Source organism: Enterococcus sp. DIV0436a, from assembly GCF_051711605.1.
In the GTDB taxonomy this organism is placed as follows: domain Bacteria; phylum Bacillota; class Bacilli; order Lactobacillales; family Enterococcaceae; genus Enterococcus_B; species Enterococcus_B faecium.
This window is the reverse complement of record NZ_JBIONA010000001.1, coordinates 2704007-2722195: the sequence shown is the minus strand read 5'-3', so window position 1 is coordinate 2722195 and position 18189 is coordinate 2704007. Positions and strand designations below refer to the sequence as shown.

The 18189-nt window shown below is 38.9% G+C and carries 17 protein-coding genes; 10 read left to right on the top strand and 7 right to left on the bottom strand.

From position 1 onward, the window contains the following. The first annotated feature begins 63 nt into the window (after positions 1-63). The 5 genes from IGL15_RS13450 (at position 64) to IGL15_RS13430 (ending at position 6887) form a co-directional block, all read left to right on the top strand. The gene (locus tag IGL15_RS13450) at positions 64-1713 is read left to right on the top strand and encodes a MutS-related protein (protein WP_002287495.1); all 1650 of its coding nucleotides are present in this window, start codon (positions 64-66) and stop codon (positions 1711-1713) included. Between the two features lie 593 nt (positions 1714-2306). Beyond that, positions 2307-3242 (top strand): ABC transporter ATP-binding protein, encoded by a 936-nt coding sequence (locus tag IGL15_RS13445; RefSeq protein ID WP_104765226.1) that lies wholly within the window; start codon positions 2307-2309, stop codon positions 3240-3242. Then, entirely contained in the window at positions 3235-4005 is a 771-nt protein-coding gene (locus tag IGL15_RS13440; protein ID WP_002287492.1) for an ABC transporter permease, read from the top strand. The genes IGL15_RS13445 and IGL15_RS13440 overlap by 8 nt, the downstream gene beginning before the upstream one ends. A gap of 412 nt (positions 4006-4417) precedes the next feature. Continuing rightward, positions 4418-5401 carry a tRNA dihydrouridine synthase gene (locus IGL15_RS13435; RefSeq protein WP_104765225.1) on the top strand — a complete coding sequence of 328 codons (984 nt, stop codon included), beginning with the start codon at positions 4418-4420 and terminating at the stop codon, positions 5399-5401. 448 nt (positions 5402-5849) lie between these two features. Further along, positions 5850-6887: a zinc-binding alcohol dehydrogenase family protein gene (locus IGL15_RS13430; RefSeq protein WP_104765224.1), complete on the top strand. Its 1038-nt coding sequence runs from the start codon at positions 5850-5852 to the stop codon at positions 6885-6887. An 88-nt stretch (positions 6888-6975) separates the two neighbouring features. On the opposite strand, the gene IGL15_RS13425 is transcribed toward IGL15_RS13430, so the two are convergent. Beyond that, on the bottom strand, positions 6976-7299 hold the full coding sequence (locus IGL15_RS13425) for an AzlD domain-containing protein (RefSeq protein ID WP_002302707.1): 324 nt from the start codon (positions 7297-7299) through the stop codon (positions 6976-6978). Then, the gene (locus tag IGL15_RS13420; RefSeq protein ID WP_104765223.1) at positions 7286-7993 is read right to left on the bottom strand and encodes an AzlC family ABC transporter permease; all 708 of its coding nucleotides are present in this window, start codon (positions 7991-7993) and stop codon (positions 7286-7288) included. Before IGL15_RS13420 ends, IGL15_RS13425 begins: the two co-directional genes overlap by 14 nt. Before the next feature lie 85 nt (positions 7994-8078). Here IGL15_RS13420 and IGL15_RS13415 point away from each other — a divergent pair, with 85 nt between their 5' ends. Next, entirely contained in the window at positions 8079-8420 is a 342-nt protein-coding gene (locus IGL15_RS13415; RefSeq protein WP_002301008.1) for an FGGY-family carbohydrate kinase, read from the top strand. Positions 8421-8590: 170 nt separating this feature from the next. Here the strand turns inward: IGL15_RS13415 and IGL15_RS13410 are convergent, their stop codons facing one another. Further along, the gene (locus tag IGL15_RS13410; protein WP_104765222.1) at positions 8591-9439 is read right to left on the bottom strand and encodes an SWIM zinc finger family protein; all 849 of its coding nucleotides are present in this window, start codon (positions 9437-9439) and stop codon (positions 8591-8593) included. Between the two features lie 597 nt (positions 9440-10036). Here IGL15_RS13410 and IGL15_RS13405 point away from each other — a divergent pair. Then, a complete protein-coding gene (locus IGL15_RS13405) occupies positions 10037-10900 on the top strand; it encodes an AraC family transcriptional regulator (RefSeq protein WP_002302695.1) in 864 nt (287 codons plus the stop codon). Between the two features lie 99 nt (positions 10901-10999). Then, positions 11000-11482: a GyrI-like domain-containing protein gene (locus tag IGL15_RS13400; RefSeq protein WP_104765221.1), complete on the top strand. Its 483-nt coding sequence runs from the start codon at positions 11000-11002 to the stop codon at positions 11480-11482. 262 nt (positions 11483-11744) lie between these two features. On the opposite strand, the gene IGL15_RS13395 is transcribed toward IGL15_RS13400, so the two are convergent. Next, entirely contained in the window at positions 11745-12212 is a 468-nt protein-coding gene (locus IGL15_RS13395) for an Rrf2 family transcriptional regulator (protein WP_002287477.1), read from the bottom strand. Positions 12213-12334: 122 nt separating this feature from the next. On the opposite strand from IGL15_RS13395, the gene IGL15_RS13390 reads away from it, so the two are divergent. After that, entirely contained in the window at positions 12335-13186 is an 852-nt protein-coding gene (locus IGL15_RS13390) for an SDR family oxidoreductase (RefSeq protein WP_104765220.1), read from the top strand. Between the two features lie 250 nt (positions 13187-13436). Here IGL15_RS13390 and nagE read toward each other — a convergent pair whose 3' ends face one another. The 3 genes from nagE to IGL15_RS13375 form a co-directional block, all read right to left on the bottom strand. Beyond that, positions 13437-15395 carry an N-acetylglucosamine-specific PTS transporter subunit IIBC gene (gene nagE / locus IGL15_RS13385; protein ID WP_010829492.1) on the bottom strand — a complete coding sequence of 653 codons (1959 nt, stop codon included), beginning with the start codon at positions 15393-15395 and terminating at the stop codon, positions 13437-13439. Continuing rightward, positions 15392-16264, bottom strand: a complete 873-nt coding sequence (locus IGL15_RS13380; protein WP_002287471.1) for a PRD domain-containing protein — start codon at positions 16262-16264, stop codon at positions 15392-15394. The genes nagE and IGL15_RS13380 overlap by 4 nt, the downstream gene beginning before the upstream one ends. 341 nt (positions 16265-16605) lie before the next feature. Next, positions 16606-17478 carry a LysR family transcriptional regulator gene (locus tag IGL15_RS13375; RefSeq protein WP_002307740.1) on the bottom strand — a complete coding sequence of 291 codons (873 nt, stop codon included), beginning with the start codon at positions 17476-17478 and terminating at the stop codon, positions 16606-16608. Positions 17479-17605: 127 nt separating this feature from the next. On the opposite strand from IGL15_RS13375, the gene IGL15_RS13370 reads away from it, so the two are divergent. After that, the gene (locus tag IGL15_RS13370; RefSeq protein ID WP_002287468.1) at positions 17606-18175 is read left to right on the top strand and encodes a DapH/DapD/GlmU-related protein; all 570 of its coding nucleotides are present in this window, start codon (positions 17606-17608) and stop codon (positions 18173-18175) included. Positions 18176-18189 lie beyond the last annotated feature (14 nt).

Sequence of the window (18189 nt, the reverse complement as noted above, 5' to 3'; positions counted from 1 at the left end):
CCCCTTTTCAAATAGCGCAACAGTGCTATACTAAAACTAACAAATCAAGGAACGGAGAGGGATATGGGCCAAAGAGAATTTATCGTTTTAATTATTATTGCAGTTGTTATTTTATTAGTTGTTTTAGACATTTTTTCACGTTTGAAAGTAAAGGAAACAGTTCGTAGTAATTGGGGGAAAATTCCTTATCAACCGAGATTTGATAAAGAAGAAAGTTTGAAGGATGCGTGGCTCACGGAGAAAAAATTCCGTTCATGGGATAGTGAAATCGACGATCTTACTTGGTATGACTTGGATATGTTCGAAGTATTTGAAGGGATCAACAGTACCTATTCTAGTGTAGGTTCAGAAGCGTTGTATCAGCGTTTACGTAGCTTTGATTTTGGAGAAGATTATCAGTTAGAAAAACTAATTGCTTTTTATCAGGAAAATCCTCAACTGAGAGAAAGAATCCAATATCAATTCGCTCGTTTAGGAAAAAAAGATCATAATTTTGCAAAACAATATCTAGCGGATGGAAAAAGTAAAAAGATTGGACGCGTAGGTTTATTTATTTTTCTTGGCTTGCTTCCGCTGGTGGGTGTAGGTTTGCTTCTTTTAGGGCAAGTACTAGGAATCTATCTAGCAATCGGTGGCTTAGTATTCAATACGGTCTATTATCTAGTGAAGAAACAAACACTAGAAACAGAGCTGAATAGCATGAGTTATTTGGTTTCAACGATTTCAGCCGCCAATCAGTTAGCAAAAATGACGACACCACTTCAAAAAGAGCTGAAACAGCAAACTAAACCATTAAGAGACATCCCTAAATTAGGTTTTTCATTTCGAATGAAGAGCGGGAGTGAAGCAGAATTGATTTTTGAATATGTCAACATCATGTTCATGCTACCATTTATCTCCTATCATTTCGTTCTCACTAAATTAGAAAAGCATTCAACTGAAGCCATCAAGCTGTGGGAATTGCTGGGAGAATTGGAAGTTGCAGCCGCCGTTTTGAATTATCGCACCTATATGCCGATCACTTGCCGACCAGAGTTTACTGAGGGCGGTGTGACAGCGAAAGATATCTATCATCCATTGTTAAAAGAAGCGGTAGTGAATCCAGTCAACTGGCAGAAGAATACATTAGTCACGGGTTCCAATGCATCAGGAAAATCTACGTATGTCAAAAGTATAGCCATCAGCTGTATTCTAGCACAGACGATCCAAACAGCGATTGCAGAACAGTTTACCTTGCAACCTGGACATGTGTTGACTTCCATGGCAATCGAAGATGATTTATTTGAAGGCGACAGTTATTTTGTTTCAGAAATCAAATCGATCAAACGTTTGCTGGACCAAGTGGCTTCCAAAGAACGCTGCTACTGCTTCGTAGATGAGATTTTAAAAGGAACAAATACGATCGAACGGATTGCTTCTTCCGCTTCAGTCGTTCGGTGGCTTGCGGAGTATCCATCTTTAGCATTTGTCGCCACACATGATATCGAATTGACAGAGATTTTAAAGAATTATTGTGAGAATGTCCACTTTGAAGAACAAGTAACAGAAGGAAAAGGAATCAGTTTTGATTTCAAATTAAAAGAAGGACCTTCAAGGACCCGAAATGCGATTGCCTTGCTGAAAGTTTTGAATTATCCTAAATCCATAGTTGAACAGGCCCAAAAAGAAAGTTTGTTGTTCGATGAACAGCGGCAGTGGTATCCGTTTGATTAACTTTATCAAACGAAGCATGATGCGTGGGTCCAAAAAGACGATTATCAAAAGAAGTACATTGATGCCAAAAAAGTGGCAGAATTCAATGGGAACGAGTCTGCTGTCCAGATGATCTTGGAAGATTTAGCAAAAGACGATACAAAATAAACCACGCTGTCTTCCTTCTAGCAGCTTTTATCGAAAAAACTTAGCATCAGCGACGAGACGCACGTTCCATGGCAAAGTTCTCCGTAAAACAAACAGCGAAAACAGAAATTGAAAATAACTATTTCCATTTTATTTATTTCGGTTAAAATAAAAGAAAAAAGCTTTCGATAAAAGGACGGAGGAAAGCTTAACATGAATAAAAAAGACAAGAACCTCAGTTATAAGGATCTTCTATATGTCATCGTAGTAGTTGCTGTCGGTACTTTTATGATTTTAAAAGTTCCAGAGTTGTTTAGATAGTTATTCTATCGAAGATGATCATGAACTAGAAAACACATCTCCTCTTTGTGAGCAGGTGTGTTTTTGTGTGGAAGCCAAGTTGTTTTTTCATCTGCTGTATTCCATGATACAATTAAGAATCATGTCTATAAGGAGATAGGAAATAAATGGCAAATGCGCTTGAAATAAATAATTTGAAAAAGATCTATGGAAGTGGGGTCGAAGCATTGCGGGGAATCGATCTTTCGGTGAAAGAAGGAGATTTCTATGCGCTATTAGGGCCAAATGGAGCTGGGAAGTCTACAACGATCGGGATCATTACTTCTTTAGTCAATAAAACATCTGGAAAAGTGAATGTCTTCGGTTATGATCTGGATACGGATCTAGTCCGAGCAAAGCAACAGATTGGATTAGTCCCGCAAGAGTTCAATTTCAATCCCTTTGAAACGGTCCAGCAAATCGTCGTGAATCAAGCCGGTTACTACGGTGTCTCTCGCAAAGAAGCGATGAAACGCAGCGAAAAATATTTGAAGCAGTCCAATCTTTGGGAAAAGAGAAATGTCCGTGCACGTATGCTTTCCGGGGGAATGAAGCGAAGACTGATGATTGCTAGGGCATTGATGCATGAACCACGTTTGCTGATCTTGGATGAACCAACAGCAGGAGTCGATATTGAATTGAGACGCGAGATGTGGGAGTTTCTACGAGAATTGAACGAAAATGGTACAACGATCATTTTGACGACGCATTATCTAGAAGAAGCTGAAATGCTTTGTCGCAACATCGGAATCATCCAATCGGGTGAACTGATCGAGAATACAAGTATGAAAGAGCTTCTGTCAAAACTGCAATTTGAAACATTTATCTTTGATTTAGCGCCATATGATACCAAACCTGTGATTGAAGGATATGCTTGTACATTTGAAGATGAGCAGACAATCGCTGTCGAAGTTGAACGAAATCAAGGGGTGAACGGAATCTTCGATCAGCTGACAAGACAAGGAATCAAAGTTCTTTCTATGAGGAATAAGTCGAATCGTTTAGAAGAACTGTTCTTGAAAATCACAGAAGAAAATGATCATACGGAGGAGAAAAATGTTTAATCTTTATTTTACTGCATTAAAAAGTTTAGCTATCAAGGAAACGAACCGCTATTTGCGTATCTGGGTCCAAACACTGGTTCCGCCAGTGATCACGACATCCTTGTACTTTGTTATTTTCGGAAAAATGATCGGTGGGCGGATCGGTGACATGGGTGGTTTTTCATATATGGAATTCATCGTTCCTGGTTTGATTATGATGTCTGCTATCACTAGTTCGTATGCCAATGTTTCTTCGTCCTTCTTCTCTCAAAAATTTCAGAAAAATATCGAAGAAATCTTGGTAGCACCTGTTCCTACGCATGTGATCATTTGGGGCTTTGTGATTGGTGGTGTGGGTCGCAGTATTCTCGTCGGCTCTCTCGTAACGATCATTTCCTTGTTTTTTGTACCACTTCATGTGTATTCATGGTTTATGGTCATTATTACATTATTGATGACGGCAATCTTGTTTTCGTTAGCAGGACTGCTCAACGGGATTTTTGCTCAGTCTTATGATGATGTATCAATCGTGCCTACATTTGTTTTGCAGCCGTTAACTTATCTAGGTGGCGTTTTCTATGCCATCTCGATGTTACCGCCCTTTTGGCAAGCTGTTTCGAAAGTCAATCCGATCGTTTATATGATCTCCGGTTTCCGTTACGGATTCCTTGGAACGATCGATGTGCCAGTAGCAACATCGATGATCGTACTTGTGTTATTCATCGTTGTTTTGTACGCCGTTACTTGGTATTTGATCAATAAAGGAAGAGGATTGAGAAGTTAGAAAATAGGTTGTGAAATCAGCGTTTTGACCTGAGTATTAGAGAAACAAACGGAAAAATAGTTCCTCATATTTTGTTGTTTTTTGAGCGAATACCGAGGGTCAGCTGATTGAACACCGTTTAGTGGAGAGGTTGTGAAAAAGCTGTTCTGCATCAAGTAATAAGAACAGCCAAACAAAAATAGCTTCTCATGTTTGATGAATATTTTGACTTGTGACCGAGGAGTTGGCAGGAGAACACCATTTATTCCGAAAAAGGGACTGTGAAGATTTTTGTCACAGTCCTCTTTTTGTTCAATCAGAAACATCTTTTAAGCTGTTCACTTTGCTTCTTTTTTTGTTTCCTAGTATAATGACAATGTTTTTGAGAAAGATTGCGACTTCACTGCTTGATAGAATGGAGAGTAACAAATAAATGACTACTAATTTTTGGAAAGAGCTGCCAAAGCCTTTTTTTGTTTTAGCACCAATGGAAGATGTAACAGATGTTGTATTTCGCCATGTCGTAAAGCATGCAGCAGCACCGGATGTCTTCTTTACTGAGTTTACAAACTCAGACAGTTTCTGTCATCCAGATGGAAAAGACAGTGTACGAGGAAGATTAACATTTACAGAAGATGAACAGCCGATGGTTGCCCATATTTGGGGAGACAAGCCAGAATTTTTTAGAGAAATGAGCAGTGCTATGGCAGAAATGGGCTTCCAAGGAATCGATATCAACATGGGCTGCCCAGTCCCTAATGTAGCAGAACGTGGAAAAGGCAGTGGCTTGATCCTTCGTCCAGAAGTAGCGGCACAATTGATTGAAGCAGCTAAAGCTGGCGGTTTGCCTGTCAGCGTCAAGACGCGTATCGGCTATAAGGAAATGTCTGAGATGGAAGAATGGATCAGTCACCTACTTCATCAAGATATAGCCAATCTTTCTGTCCATTTGCGTACGCGTAAAGAGATGAGTAAAGTAGATGCACATTGGGAAGTCATTCCTAAAATCATTGCTTTACGTGACCAAATCGCTCCACAAACACTAATCACGATCAATGGAGATATCCCCGATCGCCAGACAGGAGAAGAATTGGCCGAGAAATATGGCGTTGATGGCATCATGATTGGCCGAGGGATTTTCAAGAATCCTTATGCATTTGAAAAAGATCCGAGGGAACATACAGAAAAAGAACTGATCGGACTACTTCGTCTGCAACTAGATCTGCAAGATCATTATTCAGAAATCATCCCGCGTTCCATCACAGGACTACATCGTTTCTTTAAAATCTATATCAAAGGATTTCCAGGAGCAAATGACTTGCGAGTTCAGTTGATGAATACGAAATCTACTGATGAAGTACGAGAGATCTTAGAGACCTTTGAAAAAGAACATCCAACGCTTTTCAGTGAACAATGATTTCTTGCTTGAACACCGTGAATTAGAGGTCGTGAAAAAGCTGTCCTGCATCAAGTAATAAGAACAGCCAAACAAAAATAACTCCTAATGTTTTTGAATTGGTTGGACTTATTACCGCAGATGCAAGCTTTTGAACACCGTTTAAGGAAGAGGTTGTGAAATCAGCGTTTTGACCTGAGTATTAGAGAAACAAACGGGAAAATAGCTCCTCATATTTTATGAATATTGTAACTTGTGACCGAAGAGTTGGTAGGAGAACACCGTTTATAAGAGGTTGTGACAAAAGTCTTGTCGCAACCTCTTTTTTAACCAAAAAAGTGCAAATAGTTTACTTTAAGTAAGAGAATAATTATGATGAATAAAAAAGGTGGAACAAATAGCATACTATATATATTGAAATGAAAACTGTATGGATGCTCCAACTTGATGAAGCTAAGGAGGAATTCGTATGTCAGAAAAGGAATTAATGAAGGTAGTCGGTTTTTGTGAAGGGTTGCCGATCGATGATCCAAAAAGCTTTATTGATGAAAAAGAACAGATACCTGTACCCAGTTCACGGGATCTTCTGGTAAAAGTCAACGCAGTATCTGTTAATCCTGTCGATACGAAACTTCGCCAAGATAACGGGATAAGAAATGCTTTACGTATCTTAGGGTTTGATGGAGTCGGGAAAGTTGTTGCTGTAGGTGATGAAGTGCAAAAATTTTCTGTCGGCGATCGCGTTTTTTACGCAGGTACAACGACAAGAGCAGGAAGCAATCAAGAATACCAACTGGTTGACGAACGTATTGTCGCTCTTGCACCAAAAAATCTTTCAGATGAAGAAGCCGCAGCCTTGCCGTTGACCTCATTGACCGCTTATGAATTGTTATTTGAAAAATTTGGTCTGACTCCAGAAGAAAATGCCAACCGCGGGAAAAAAATCTTAGTGATCAACGGAGCTGGGGGCGTCGGTTCGATTTTGAATCAACTAGCGCATTGGGCTGGCCTAGAAGTCTACGCAACTGCAAGTCCGAAGAATTTTGAATGGCTGAAAAAAACAGGTGTAGACTATCCAATCGATTATCATCACGACTTAAGTAAAAGTTTTCGTGAATTAGGAATCGATCAAGTAGAGTATGTCGCTGTATTATTCGATATTACCCGCTACTTTGATCAAATCAAGCACCTTGTCCGACCATTTGGACATGTGGGAACGATCGTAGGGATCAAAGAGCCGTTAGATATAGGTGTTTGGAAAAACCAATCTATCAGCTTCGACTGGGAGTATATGTTCGCTAAAACAGACTATAACTATGAAATCGAAACGCAAGGAGAAGCTTTAGCGCACATTGCTGCTTTAGCAAATGAAGGGATTATCCGCAGTACATTGAGCAAGGTCTATTCAGATGGGATGAATGCGAAGAACTTGAAACAAGCAACCAAAGACGTAGAAACAGGACATATGTTAGGAAAAGTCGTTGTTAGTGGTCCGTTCAACGGATAAGCAAGAATACGCCGATTTTTTTCTTATTTGACTTTGATAAAAACAAAAGCGCATGACAGTAATTTGACATAAGCTCTTGTTTTTTTATTTATAATAAGCGAATCAACGAAAGGGAAAGAATTCCTACCAAGACGATCACCAATAAGCTTTTTGAAAGAATAGCAGCTAAAAGTGTAGGAACTGAAGCCAAAGCATTTTCGAGATTGATCTGCGGCAGATGTCCGATATTTTGGGTAAATAGACTGCTGAACCATAAAGCAGACATAATGACGATCGGGACAAAACTTAAATACTCAAGCAACGGTTGCGGTAAATCGAATTTTTTCAGTAAGACAAATGGTAGGATCCTAGAAAGCCAAGTTGCTAAAGTACAACCTAAAATAGTCAGCAATGTAAACTCAAAAGAAGGCATGTTTGATCCACACCCCCAATCCGCACCCAATCAGTGTTACAACTACAATCACTAAGTTACTTGGGATAAAAATCAGTCCGACATATACCAGAATCAAAGTGAGACCAATCAGGATCAACTGTAATCGTTTAGAGGTGTTTCTATCAGAAATGACTTGAAGATAAAGTAACCCGATAAACATAGCGACGATGGCGAAATCCAAACCAAACTTTTTCGGATCAGTAATAAAATTCCCTAAAAGTGCGCCAACAAGAGAAGAACCCACCCACGTCAAATAAGAAATCCAATTAGCTGTATTCATCCAACGAAAGTTTAACTTTTGTCCAGTATAGTTCAATTTATTCATTCCCAGTGCGAAACTTTCATCTGTCAGCAATGTGCCAATCAGCAGATTTTGAAGCAGCCGATTTTTCTTGAAATAAGGGGCAATCGTCATACTCATCAAAATCATTCGGGAATTGACTAGAAAGGTCGAGAAAACGATGGAAAGCAATGGGCTGTGACTAGCAAGCATGCTGACTGTGATAAATTGGGCGGAACCAGCATAGATCAGCAGGGACATCAACGTGACGACCAGCGGATGAAACCCGGCAGCTTTCCCAACGATACCAAATGCAAGTCCAATACCGATATAACCGAAAACGGTAGGTAACGTGTCTTTGATCGCAGTTTTTATATCTAACTTTTCATCCAATAACAAAACTCCTTTAGCACGACATAAATTTTCATAATTGTCGTTAAACTTGTGAATATTCTAAATTTTTAATGAGCATTTGTCAATGGTGGGATTGAAACGTAAAGAACTAGCGGGTCGCAGATTTACACGTATTGTTTCGGTGGGAGGAGGCGCGAAAAATCTTGCATGGCTACAAATCCAAGCTGATATTTTCGATGCAACGGTCTATTGTTTAAGTGTGGAGGAAGGACCTGCATTAGGCGCAACAATGATTGCTGCACTAGGGTTAGGGTGGTTCGACACACCTGAAAGTTGTTGTCAGAATTTTATCCAATATACAGATGCAGTGGAACCTCTCTTACAAAATGTAGAAAAGTATCATAAAATCTATCAACAATGCCGGAAAATCTATCCAGCAACGAAGGAAATTTGTCATGACTTATAAAACAAAACGCGTACCTAATAGTCAAATGACTAATATTGGGTACGCGTTAAGTCTTCTTTACTTCATCCTTTGCATGATTCGTGTTTTTAAAGCAAGGTCTGCTGTATTTCTTGTGGATTTAGGATGGTTGTTATCGTTTACTTGCTATTTTTCATTGAAATCGTCTTTCTTTACCGTTTCTTTAGTTTTTTATCTATTTTTTTCTTTTGGTTAGAAAATTCTTTTTCCCGAAAGTCTTCTTTCAGGATTTTTATGGAGTAGCGTTTTGAATAAGAGGCGTCAGTATGATCGACTTGGCAGACGAACCAAGAGAACATTTGCCTTTTTTCTGCATGAGGTGCTTCTGCTAATAATTCTTTCCATAAATAATAACAGTCCTCTATCAGAAGAAGGGTTCGTTCATCCTCAGGCTCCCAATAGAATGTTTCGAGAGTAGCAATCACTTCATTGATCAATTCGAATGCGGGAAGATAGGCATTTTGCTGAATAAGCGATTCAACTGCTTCTTGGATGAACTTTCGCATCTCCATGATGAACTTCGCTGTTTTCCTGTTTTTGTTTTTCTTGATAATATGATCGTATTTATGGATGATAGTTGTTAATTTATCTGAATAATTTATTGCATGAAATGGCATCTTAACTTTGAAGCGTTCGATAAAGTGCGGATGTTCTATAAGAATCTCTGTTAAAAGCTCCCGTACAAGAGAGGAACTAGCGGAGGAAACAAGGGACGAGAGTTCGGAAAGTGAGTAGTTGGATTTTTTTATTGGACGTTCTTCGTAAGCGAATAAGACAGCAGCCATGTGTTTGCATTTTTTTCCTTCTATGGCATATAAACAATCACAAGTCATGTTGGTCTTTTCATCCCAAGTGATCACTACCTTATAATCTTCCGTGCCAGAAACTGTTGCGGACAAGTACTTGCTTCTATAGTTCAAATGACGGACAAAACCGTGCAGATGATAGCTGTAACCGCGTTCCAAAACGTTTTCAGGAAAATACTCAAGCCAATTATTCATCTAGTTCTCCTTTCATGAAACACTTATTTATATTTAGTATAAAGAAACGTTTAAGAAAAAAGTAGCTGATTTTACATATTTGATAATCACTTTTGCTCGAATTGTCAAAAATTCATTCTCCTTTTCTTTTCTTAGAGAATGTGAGAAAAAGTAAAAGAATAGCGTGTTTTAAAGATGGAACTTTTTTTGTTTTTTATTTATCTGACAAAAATGAAGTGATTTTGTTAGAAATAAATAATTGTTCCAATTGATAAAAGAGGTATGATGTATCGCAAAGAAAAATCCAAGCAGCGTTCTGATCAGCAGTTTGAACAACAATTTGCTTTGTACAGTAGGTAGTAAGCGGATTAACTAAGGGAATAAAAGATATTTTTACTGCTTTGTTTACTTAGAATGTGTCTTCCCCAAAATTTATTTTTCTAAAGGTAAAACATAGATAGGCAGATAATACCAATTATCCGTTACGAAACGCTGCTTGAGAATTTTCTTTAGATCCATACAACATTTTCTACATCTGACTAAATTGGTTCCTGATTCATCAAGTAATTGACTTTCTTTGATAATATGATAAAAAGGCAAGCAAGGAGGAAGATAAATATGCTTAAAGATCTGAACCAATTGATCGATTACATCGAAGAACATTTGACAGAAGGACTTTCCTATAAAATAATAGCCGAAAATACAGGAATCTCTGAATATCAATTAAAACGCATCTTTACGTTTATTGCAGGGATGTCGCTAATGGACTATATCAAAAACCGTAGATTGGCTTTGGCTAATCGCGATCTCCTAGATGGATCAAGAGTGACAGAAACGGCGTTTAGATATGGATATGAAACAGTCGAAGGTTTTTCAAGAGCTTTTCGTGATTGGTCAGGATATCTGCCTTCAGAAATCAGCAGATACGGCATACAAAAATCTTTTCCACGCTTGACATTTTTTATTGATGTCAGAGGAGGAAAATCGATGGAATTTCGTATCGAAAAGAAAGAACAGTTTTATGTGGCAGGTGTGGCGAAAAAAGTTCCTGTCAAATTTGAAGGAGTCAATCAAGAAATACAAAAGTTAGCGCAGACGATCACGGAGACTCAAAGGGAAGAGATGCATAAGTTAGGAGATTTATATCCAAATCAAGTAATCAACGTTTCTTATGGATTTGATGGAGCCCGCTTGGAAGAAAAGGGCAGTTTGATGCACATGATTGGCTTTGCTACGACAAAAGAAAATCCGTACGCTGATTTAGAAATGCTTGCTATAGAAGAACACACTTGGGCCATTTTTCCTAATAAAGGGCCATTTCCCCAAACTTTACAAGATACTTGGGGGAAAATCTATGCAGAATGGCTTCCTTCTTCAGATTATGAGTTAGTCGAAGCTCCCGAGATCTCTTTTACAAAATGGGGAGAGGATTTCAGTAATGTTTACAGTGAGATTTGGATTGCAGTGAAAGCAAAAAAATAGTTAAAAAATAAAAATATCCCTAGAAAAAAGAGCGTAATTGTGTCATTTCCCTTTAATTTTATGTAAGATGAACTTAATATAATAGAAAGGGTGGGAGAAATGGCAAAGTATAGGATCGAAGAAAAACCAGATTTTACGGTGACGGGTATTGGTGTGGAATTGAAGAGTAGCAATACGGATTTTGTCGGTTTGGCTGCAGAGAAACAAGCATTTGAGCAAAAAGTTATCGGTAATGGAACAATAGATGCATTGAAACAAGCTGCTGAAAATCATTATTTCTTTACAGTCAACGAACCCTATGATGGGAAAATGATGTACTATGTCGGTGTTCAAACGAGCCAGGATGTTCCTAACACTACGAGGATCATCCCATTCCCAAAAGGAACGTATCTTGTTGTAAGCGCTTTAGCGGAATCGCCTGAAGAATTAAGAAATGATTTGACGAATACGGCCTTTGGGCATGTTTTAAGAGAAGTAGAAGATTACGCCTATGTTGGGGGTCCAAATGCTGTAGTCGAAATGGGAGTTACCAACGGGAAATATATGGGAGAAATCTGGATACCGGTAGTCAATAAACCATGATAATATAGAGGTCGTGAAAGTAGCGCTTTGACCTGAGCATTAGAGAGGAAAAATGGGAAATAGCTTTCCATATTTTGCATTTTTCAGAACTAATGCCGAGGGTCAGCTACTTGAACACCGTTTATCAAGACGTCATGACTTCAGCGCTTTGACCTGAGCATTAGAGAGGAAAAAGGGGCATGACAAGGCTTTTGTCCCCCGGAGAATAAAAGAATTTATGTAGACGATTCCGATCAGAAAAATGCAGGCACAGTAGAGAGAATTATAAAAATCTCTCTACGAGGCCTGTGTTTTCTGGTCTTTTTTCTTTTTCCAAAACGGCTATTTTATGTATCAGACTATCAAGTGTGATCTTAGCCATTTCTTCTTCTGCCTTTTTCTGCAGCCGAGCGTAGCTTTCTTCTAAAGCTTCTTGGATATTCGCACCAACGACGCAATTTGGATTTGTTTTTGGATCGACTTGGATAAGCTGTGTATTACCTTCGATGCTGCGATAGACATCTAGTAAAGAAATCTGATCTGGACTTTTGGCAAGGGAAGGCTGCGGTTTTCCGGTTTTTGTAAAGATCAAACCGGATTTTTTGAGCTGACTCATGATTTTACGTACATTTGCTGCATTTGTTTCGATACTACTGGCAATCATCTCACTAGAAAGTGATCGGGTATCTTGAAACATTTCAATATAGGCAAGTACATGGATTGCATCACTAAATTGCAGAGAATACTTCATCAGTTGTCATCCTTTCATTTTTTTTGCTTGACTTATCTTACCACACTCTTTATGATAAAGGTGTAATTTATAAATGTACAGCTGTAAATCTTAACAAATAAAAAGAATAGGGAGTGGCAAATATGCATTATTTAGTAACAGGAGCAACTGGAGGTTTTGGTGGTTATGCGCTGGAATTCTTAAAAAAGATGGTTCCACAAAATGAAATCTATGTACTAGTACGTAGTGAAGAAAAAGGAGAAGCACTGAAAGAAGCTGGATTTAATATACGTATTGGTGATTATGATGATTTAGACTCAATGAAAGAAGCGTTGAAAGGAATAGATCGATTGCTTTTTGTCTCTGGCGTTCCAGGAAATCGTCAAGCCGAACATAAGAATGTAGTGAAGGCAGCACAAGCAGCTGGGGTATCTTATATCGCTTATACAAGTTTTGCAGATGCCGATCACTCGATCAGTGTATTAGCGCCAGATCACCAATTCACTGAAAAAATGATTAAGGATTCAGGTATTTCCCATACATTTTTACGGAATAATTGGTATGTAGAGAATGAATTACCTATCATTGGGCAGGCTTTAAAAACTGGTCAATTCGTTTATGCTGCAGGAAATGGAAAAACAGGTTGGGCATTGAAACGTGAATATGCAGAAGCTGCAGCAAAAGTACTAGTAGAAAGTGACTCTCCAGAAATCTTAGAATTATCCGGCAATCTAACTGACTATGAAGAATTAGCCAAGGCATTAGAGCGTGCGACAGGTAAAAAGTTAGAAATTATTGAAGCAAGTGATGCAGCGTTTGTCGAAAATCTAAAAGAAGCCGGATTCCCTCAAGAAGTAGCTGACATGTTTTTAGCGATCCAACATGATATTAAAAAGGATCAGTTAGCTATTTCCTCTGATGATTTAGAAAAAGTATTGGGAAAACCATTAACTTCTCTTGAAGCAGCATTAAAAGAAATATTGGATCAGGAATAATGTATAAAGAGGTTGTGAAAAAGCCGATTAGTTTTGAGTATGAAGAAAAATTTTGTGAAAAAGCTGTTCTGCATCAAGTAATAAGAAGAGTCAAATAAAAAATAGCTCTTCATATGTTACGTTTGGCTGGACTTATTACCGCGGAGTTGGCAGGAGAACGCCGTTTTTATTCGGAAAAAGGAGCTGAGACAAGATTTTTGTCTCAGCTCCTGTTTGTTTATCGATAAAAAAGTCTGGGGAAGACGATGGCTCAGGCTTTGTTGGAAACAGAGCCGATTTTATCATTTGCTTTTACATCACGTGCGGGTTCGATTTCTAAGCTTTGGACTTTGTCGCCATTTGTGAATACAACGACCATATCCGTGTTTTTGCCTGCAGATTGAATAGCGGCAAGATCAACTAAAGCAATCAATTGACCTCTTGCGACTTTTTGACCTTCTTCTACATATAAAGTGAATGGTTCGCCTTTTAAGTCAACAGTGTTGATGCCCATATGAAGCAAGACTTCGATACCAGTATCTGTTTGGATTCCGACAGCATGTTTCGTTGGGAAAATGTTTGTGATCGTACCAGCGATTGGAGAGAAGATTTCTCCATTTTCTGGTAATACAGCATAGCCGTCACCCATCATTTTTTCCGCGAATACATCATCTGAAACTTCAGTGATTGGAATCAGTTTCCCATTTGCGATAGCGTAAATATCTTGTTCGATCGTTCCACCGGCAAATGTTTCTGTTTTAACCACGGTGTTTGTTTGTGCAGGTCGTGCTGCAGCACCACCATGTAGTTTTGCCATCTCATCTGCAACGAATTGTACTTCTGTACCTACGATGACTTGCGCATTTTTTCCGTCGATGATCTTCATACCAGGTACGCCAGTGGCTTTGATTTTATTTTGATCGATCAGGCCTGTATCTTTGACTTGCAAACGAAGGCGTGTAGTACAGTTATCGATCGAAGTTACATTGTCGGCTCCGCCTAATGCAGCGTAGATTTTGCTTGCTTGTGCCGCATATTTATTGTCTGAATTAGTCGTTGCAGTATCGTCATCTGAAAGATCTGCTTCCTCACGGCCAGGGGTCATCAGATGGAATTTTTTGATAGCAAAGTTAAAGCCAAAGTAGTAAATCACTGCTGTTACTAATCCTTGGACGATCAACATCAATGGCTGATTCGCAATCGGATTTTTCAAAGATAGGAAGTAATCGACAAATCCGGCACTAAAGGCAAATCCTGCTGTCCAATGGAAGAATGCACTCACTGCTAAAGAAATCCCAGTGAAAATTGCATGCAAGACATATAATGGCCAAGCAACGAACATAAATGAAAATTCAAGTGGCTCTGTTACACCAGTAAAGAATGAAGCAAAAGCTGCTGCTAACATCAAGGAAGCTGTTTTTGCTTTGTTTTCTGGACGTGCATTTCTGTAAATAGCATATGCTCCTGCTGGAAGCCCGAACATCATGATTGGGAAAAATCCAGCTTGATACATTCCTGTTACGCCTTTTGTTCCTTCAGAAGCCAAAAATTTACCAATATCATTGATTCCTGCTACGTCAAACCAGAACACGGAGTTCATTGCTTGATGCAATCCTGTAGGGATCAGTAAACGGTTGAAGAAGCCATAAAGACCTGCACCACCCCAGCCTAAACTCAAAATGAATTTAGCAAAAGAAACTAAAGCAGAGTAAACCGGAGGCCATACGAGCAGTAGCACTGCACTGATCAGCAGCATGACAAAGGCAGCCAAGATTGGCACTAGACGCTTGCCGCTAAAGAAAGATAAAGCCATCGGTAATTTTGCTTCGTGGAAACGATTATAAAGAGCTGCCGCAATCAATCCGGCAATAATACCAATAAATACGTTACTGATCTGAGCAAAAGATGGATCAACTGATTCTGGTTTGATATTCAATAAAGTAGCTACTGAATCAGTTTTTAAAACATTTACTGGAACTTCAAATGCGACCAAACCTGCCAAGGCAGCAGCACCTGATTTGTCCACTGACATCCCTAGTGCTAACCCAACGGCAAACAGCAAAGGTAATTGACCTAAAACTGCGTTACCGCCAGCTTGTAAAAAATGAGCGACAATGTCGTTACTATAAGATGCCCACCAGTTTCCGATCCCTACTAGTAGAGCAGCAGCAGGTAAGACCGCAACTGGAAGTTGAAGGGAACGTCCCATTCGTTGTAGATATGCTTTCAATTTTTTTCCTCCTCATGATTGTTAACATTTGTTTGTACGATTGCGCTTCTTAAACGCTCGATATGGATGGCCAAGTAACCCAGTTCTTCTTTCGTGATCGCGAGCTGGTATTCTTTGGTCAGCAACACACGGATTTTTTTAGAAATCTTATAGCTTTCTGGGTATTTTCGTTTGACCATTTCTACGATTTCCGTGTCTAAAACAGCATATTGTTGCGCATGGGTTCGTTGTAGAAGCAGTCGTAAATGATTAACCAGTCTTGAATAATTCAGTGAAAATGGTTCTGAATGGATATCTGTTTCCAATTCTGATTCCACTAAATGGATGATGTCAGATACAATCGTCACTTCACGGATACTGCGATGGTTATTGTTCCGACCGCTTCGTCCGCTGTGAATATGGATTGCGATATATCCTGCTTCGTCATAAGTATATGGAATCCCAAGCTCTTTTGTCAGATACTCTACTGCCCATTGAGCAATACTGAATTCATCACTGTAAAGCACTTCGATTTCTCTTAAAAGTTTGTTGCGGATGACGATACCGTTATTGATGTTCTCCGCAGAAAAAGCAATGTGGTCGGTCAAAGCGATCAATACATGTTCATTCAACTTTTCCATCAAAACAGTTTCCGCATGATCAATGATCGTTTCTGCTGCAAATAAAAAGCGTTCATCGATCTGATTAAGTAAATTTTGCAACTTGATTTGACCTTCTGGTTCCATGACAAATATCCGTTCGACATCACGATCAAAAATCAAATCATTTCTTTTTCTGTCAAATCCAATCCCTTTTCCAATAGCTACTTTTTCCTGTCCACCGTCATCTACCAATACTGCATTTTGATTAAAGATCTTTTTGATTTTCATGCGCGCACCCTTTTTGAAGATTTGGTTTTCACGTTTGCTAGACCAGTTGATTGCGGCCAAACAAAAATAGACACGAAAAACCTCCTAGGGAAACCATGTTCCTCAGAGATTTTTCATGCCTAGTATGATCTAGTCACATGAAACGAATTATTGTTAACGTAATCAATTTTATATAGACAGTTATGTTTTGTCAATTCTTTTTTTATAATTATAGTAATTTACTGGAATTATCAGAAATAAAAGGAAGAAATAAATTAAGAAACTTATGTTATTTAATCGTTGGATCTTTTGCTTATCTTATTCGTTGTTAAAAAGCTGAAAGCGAAGGAAAAAAACTCTACTTAACTGTATTTCTCCGTTAGGACATCTAAAAATTTACGAGCAGCAGGAGAAAGAGGCTGGTCTTTTTTCCAAATGAGATTCAGTGAAGCTTGTAATGGCGGATCGAGTGGGATGAATATTTTTTCCGTCCCATAAGTATTGATGATCCCATCTAGAGCTAATGCACCAAAAGTCCCGTTATCGACCATCAAAGAAGCATTGTACAATAAGTTATATGTTCCGACGATCGATAACTGATCTATGCTGAAACCTAGCCATTCAGCTAGTTGACTGTCCACTGACGTTTGCCGGGAAATGATCAAAGGAACAGTTTTCAGTTCCTGCGGATGGATGACGGTTTGCTTTGCTAAAGGATGATTTCGATGTATCAAAAGTCCCCAACGATCTTGGGCTGGCAGTCGAAATGACTGGTATTTTTGTTTGTTTGTCGGTTCGATTACGAGTCCAAAATCAAGTAATCCGCTATCCAGTTTGTCTATGATATCATCTGCATTCCCGCTATATAAATGAAACTGGATATCAGGATGCACCTTGATCAACGAATGAAGGCTATCAGAAATGAAAGAGATTGCTTTAGTTTCGCCTCCGCCAATGTAGATTTCTCCAGAGATGATTGCGTCATTTGTTAAATTGTTCGCCGTTTTTTCTACCAACGACAAGATTTCTTTTCCTTTTGAATAAAGATATCGACCAGAATCCGTCAACTGTATCTCTCGGGAGCCCCGAGTGAAAAGTGTCACACCAAGTTCTTCTTCTAAATCTTTCAGTTGTTTTGAGAGAGTAGGTTGCGTGATATGCAGAGATTTTGCTGCTCGGCTGATATTTTTTTCTCTAGCTACTGCTAAAAAATACGTCAGTATACGAATATCCATTTTTTCCCTCCTGTTTTTAAAAAAGCATACCACTAAGTATAGTTAAAAGGAATAGTTAAGTATGTTTTATAAGTATTAGACATGATAAGCCGTCCGTTATAAAGTAAGGATAAAAGGAGGGAGCAAAATGACAAGCCTCATCGAAAAACAAATCGTCAATAAAGAGATTCGAGTAACGGATCCGCTCTTTGAAGTGATCCATCAGATCCAAGCTGAAAACGAAGAGCCTTTAGCAGCGCTGAATACTGGGTACCATGAACCAGCAGATATCCGCAAACGACTAGAAAATATCATTAGTGACAAAGTAGATGATACGGTGACTGTTCTGCTGCCTTTTTATACAGATTTCGGCAAACATATTAGTATAGGGAAAAATGTCTTTATCAATCGTCAAGTGATGTTCGTTGACTTAGGTGGCATCTGTTTAGAAGATTCAGTATTGATTGGTCCTCGTGTCAACCTCATCACGGTGAACCATCTAACCGATCCAAAAGAACGAAGAGGCTTGTCAGTAAAGCCAATCCACATCAAGAAAAATGCTTGGATCGGAGCAGGAGCAACTATTCTGCCAGGCGTAACGATTGGCGAGAATGCCATTGTTGCAGCGAATGCAACTGTTACGAAAGATGTCCCAGACAATACCATCGTTGCAGGAATCCCTGCAAAAATCGTCAAACCTGTCGAACGGATTATTTGAACAGTAAGATGAAA

Bases quoted from the DNA above. Each gene is read 5' to 3' on its own strand.
- IGL15_RS13450 (WP_002287495.1), top strand. From the start codon at position 64: ATGGGCCAAAGAGAATTTATCGTTTTAATTATTATTGCAGTTGTTATT.
- IGL15_RS13445 (WP_104765226.1), top strand. From the start codon at position 2,307: ATGGCAAATGCGCTTGAAATAAATAATTTGAAAAAGATCTATGGAAGT.
- IGL15_RS13440 (WP_002287492.1), top strand. From the start codon at position 3,235: ATGTTTAATCTTTATTTTACTGCATTAAAAAGTTTAGCTATCAAGGAA.
- IGL15_RS13435 (WP_104765225.1), top strand. From the start codon at position 4,418: ATGACTACTAATTTTTGGAAAGAGCTGCCAAAGCCTTTTTTTGTTTTA.
- IGL15_RS13430 (WP_104765224.1), top strand. From the start codon at position 5,850: ATGTCAGAAAAGGAATTAATGAAGGTAGTCGGTTTTTGTGAAGGGTTG.
- IGL15_RS13425 (WP_002302707.1), bottom strand. From the start codon at position 7,299: ATGCCTTCTTTTGAGTTTACATTGCTGACTATTTTAGGTTGTACTTTA.
- IGL15_RS13415 (WP_002301008.1), top strand. From the start codon at position 8,079: ATGGTGGGATTGAAACGTAAAGAACTAGCGGGTCGCAGATTTACACGT.
- IGL15_RS13410 (WP_104765222.1), bottom strand. From the start codon at position 9,439: ATGAATAATTGGCTTGAGTATTTTCCTGAAAACGTTTTGGAACGCGGT.
- IGL15_RS13405 (WP_002302695.1), top strand. From the start codon at position 10,037: ATGCTTAAAGATCTGAACCAATTGATCGATTACATCGAAGAACATTTG.
- IGL15_RS13400 (WP_104765221.1), top strand. From the start codon at position 11,000: ATGGCAAAGTATAGGATCGAAGAAAAACCAGATTTTACGGTGACGGGT.
- IGL15_RS13395 (WP_002287477.1), bottom strand. From the start codon at position 12,212: ATGAAGTATTCTCTGCAATTTAGTGATGCAATCCATGTACTTGCCTAT.
- IGL15_RS13390 (WP_104765220.1), top strand. From the start codon at position 12,335: ATGCATTATTTAGTAACAGGAGCAACTGGAGGTTTTGGTGGTTATGCG.
- IGL15_RS13380 (WP_002287471.1), bottom strand. From the start codon at position 16,264: ATGAAAATCAAAAAGATCTTTAATCAAAATGCAGTATTGGTAGATGAC.
- IGL15_RS13375 (WP_002307740.1), bottom strand. From the start codon at position 17,478: ATGGATATTCGTATACTGACGTATTTTTTAGCAGTAGCTAGAGAAAAA.
- IGL15_RS13370 (WP_002287468.1), top strand. From the start codon at position 17,606: ATGACAAGCCTCATCGAAAAACAAATCGTCAATAAAGAGATTCGAGTA.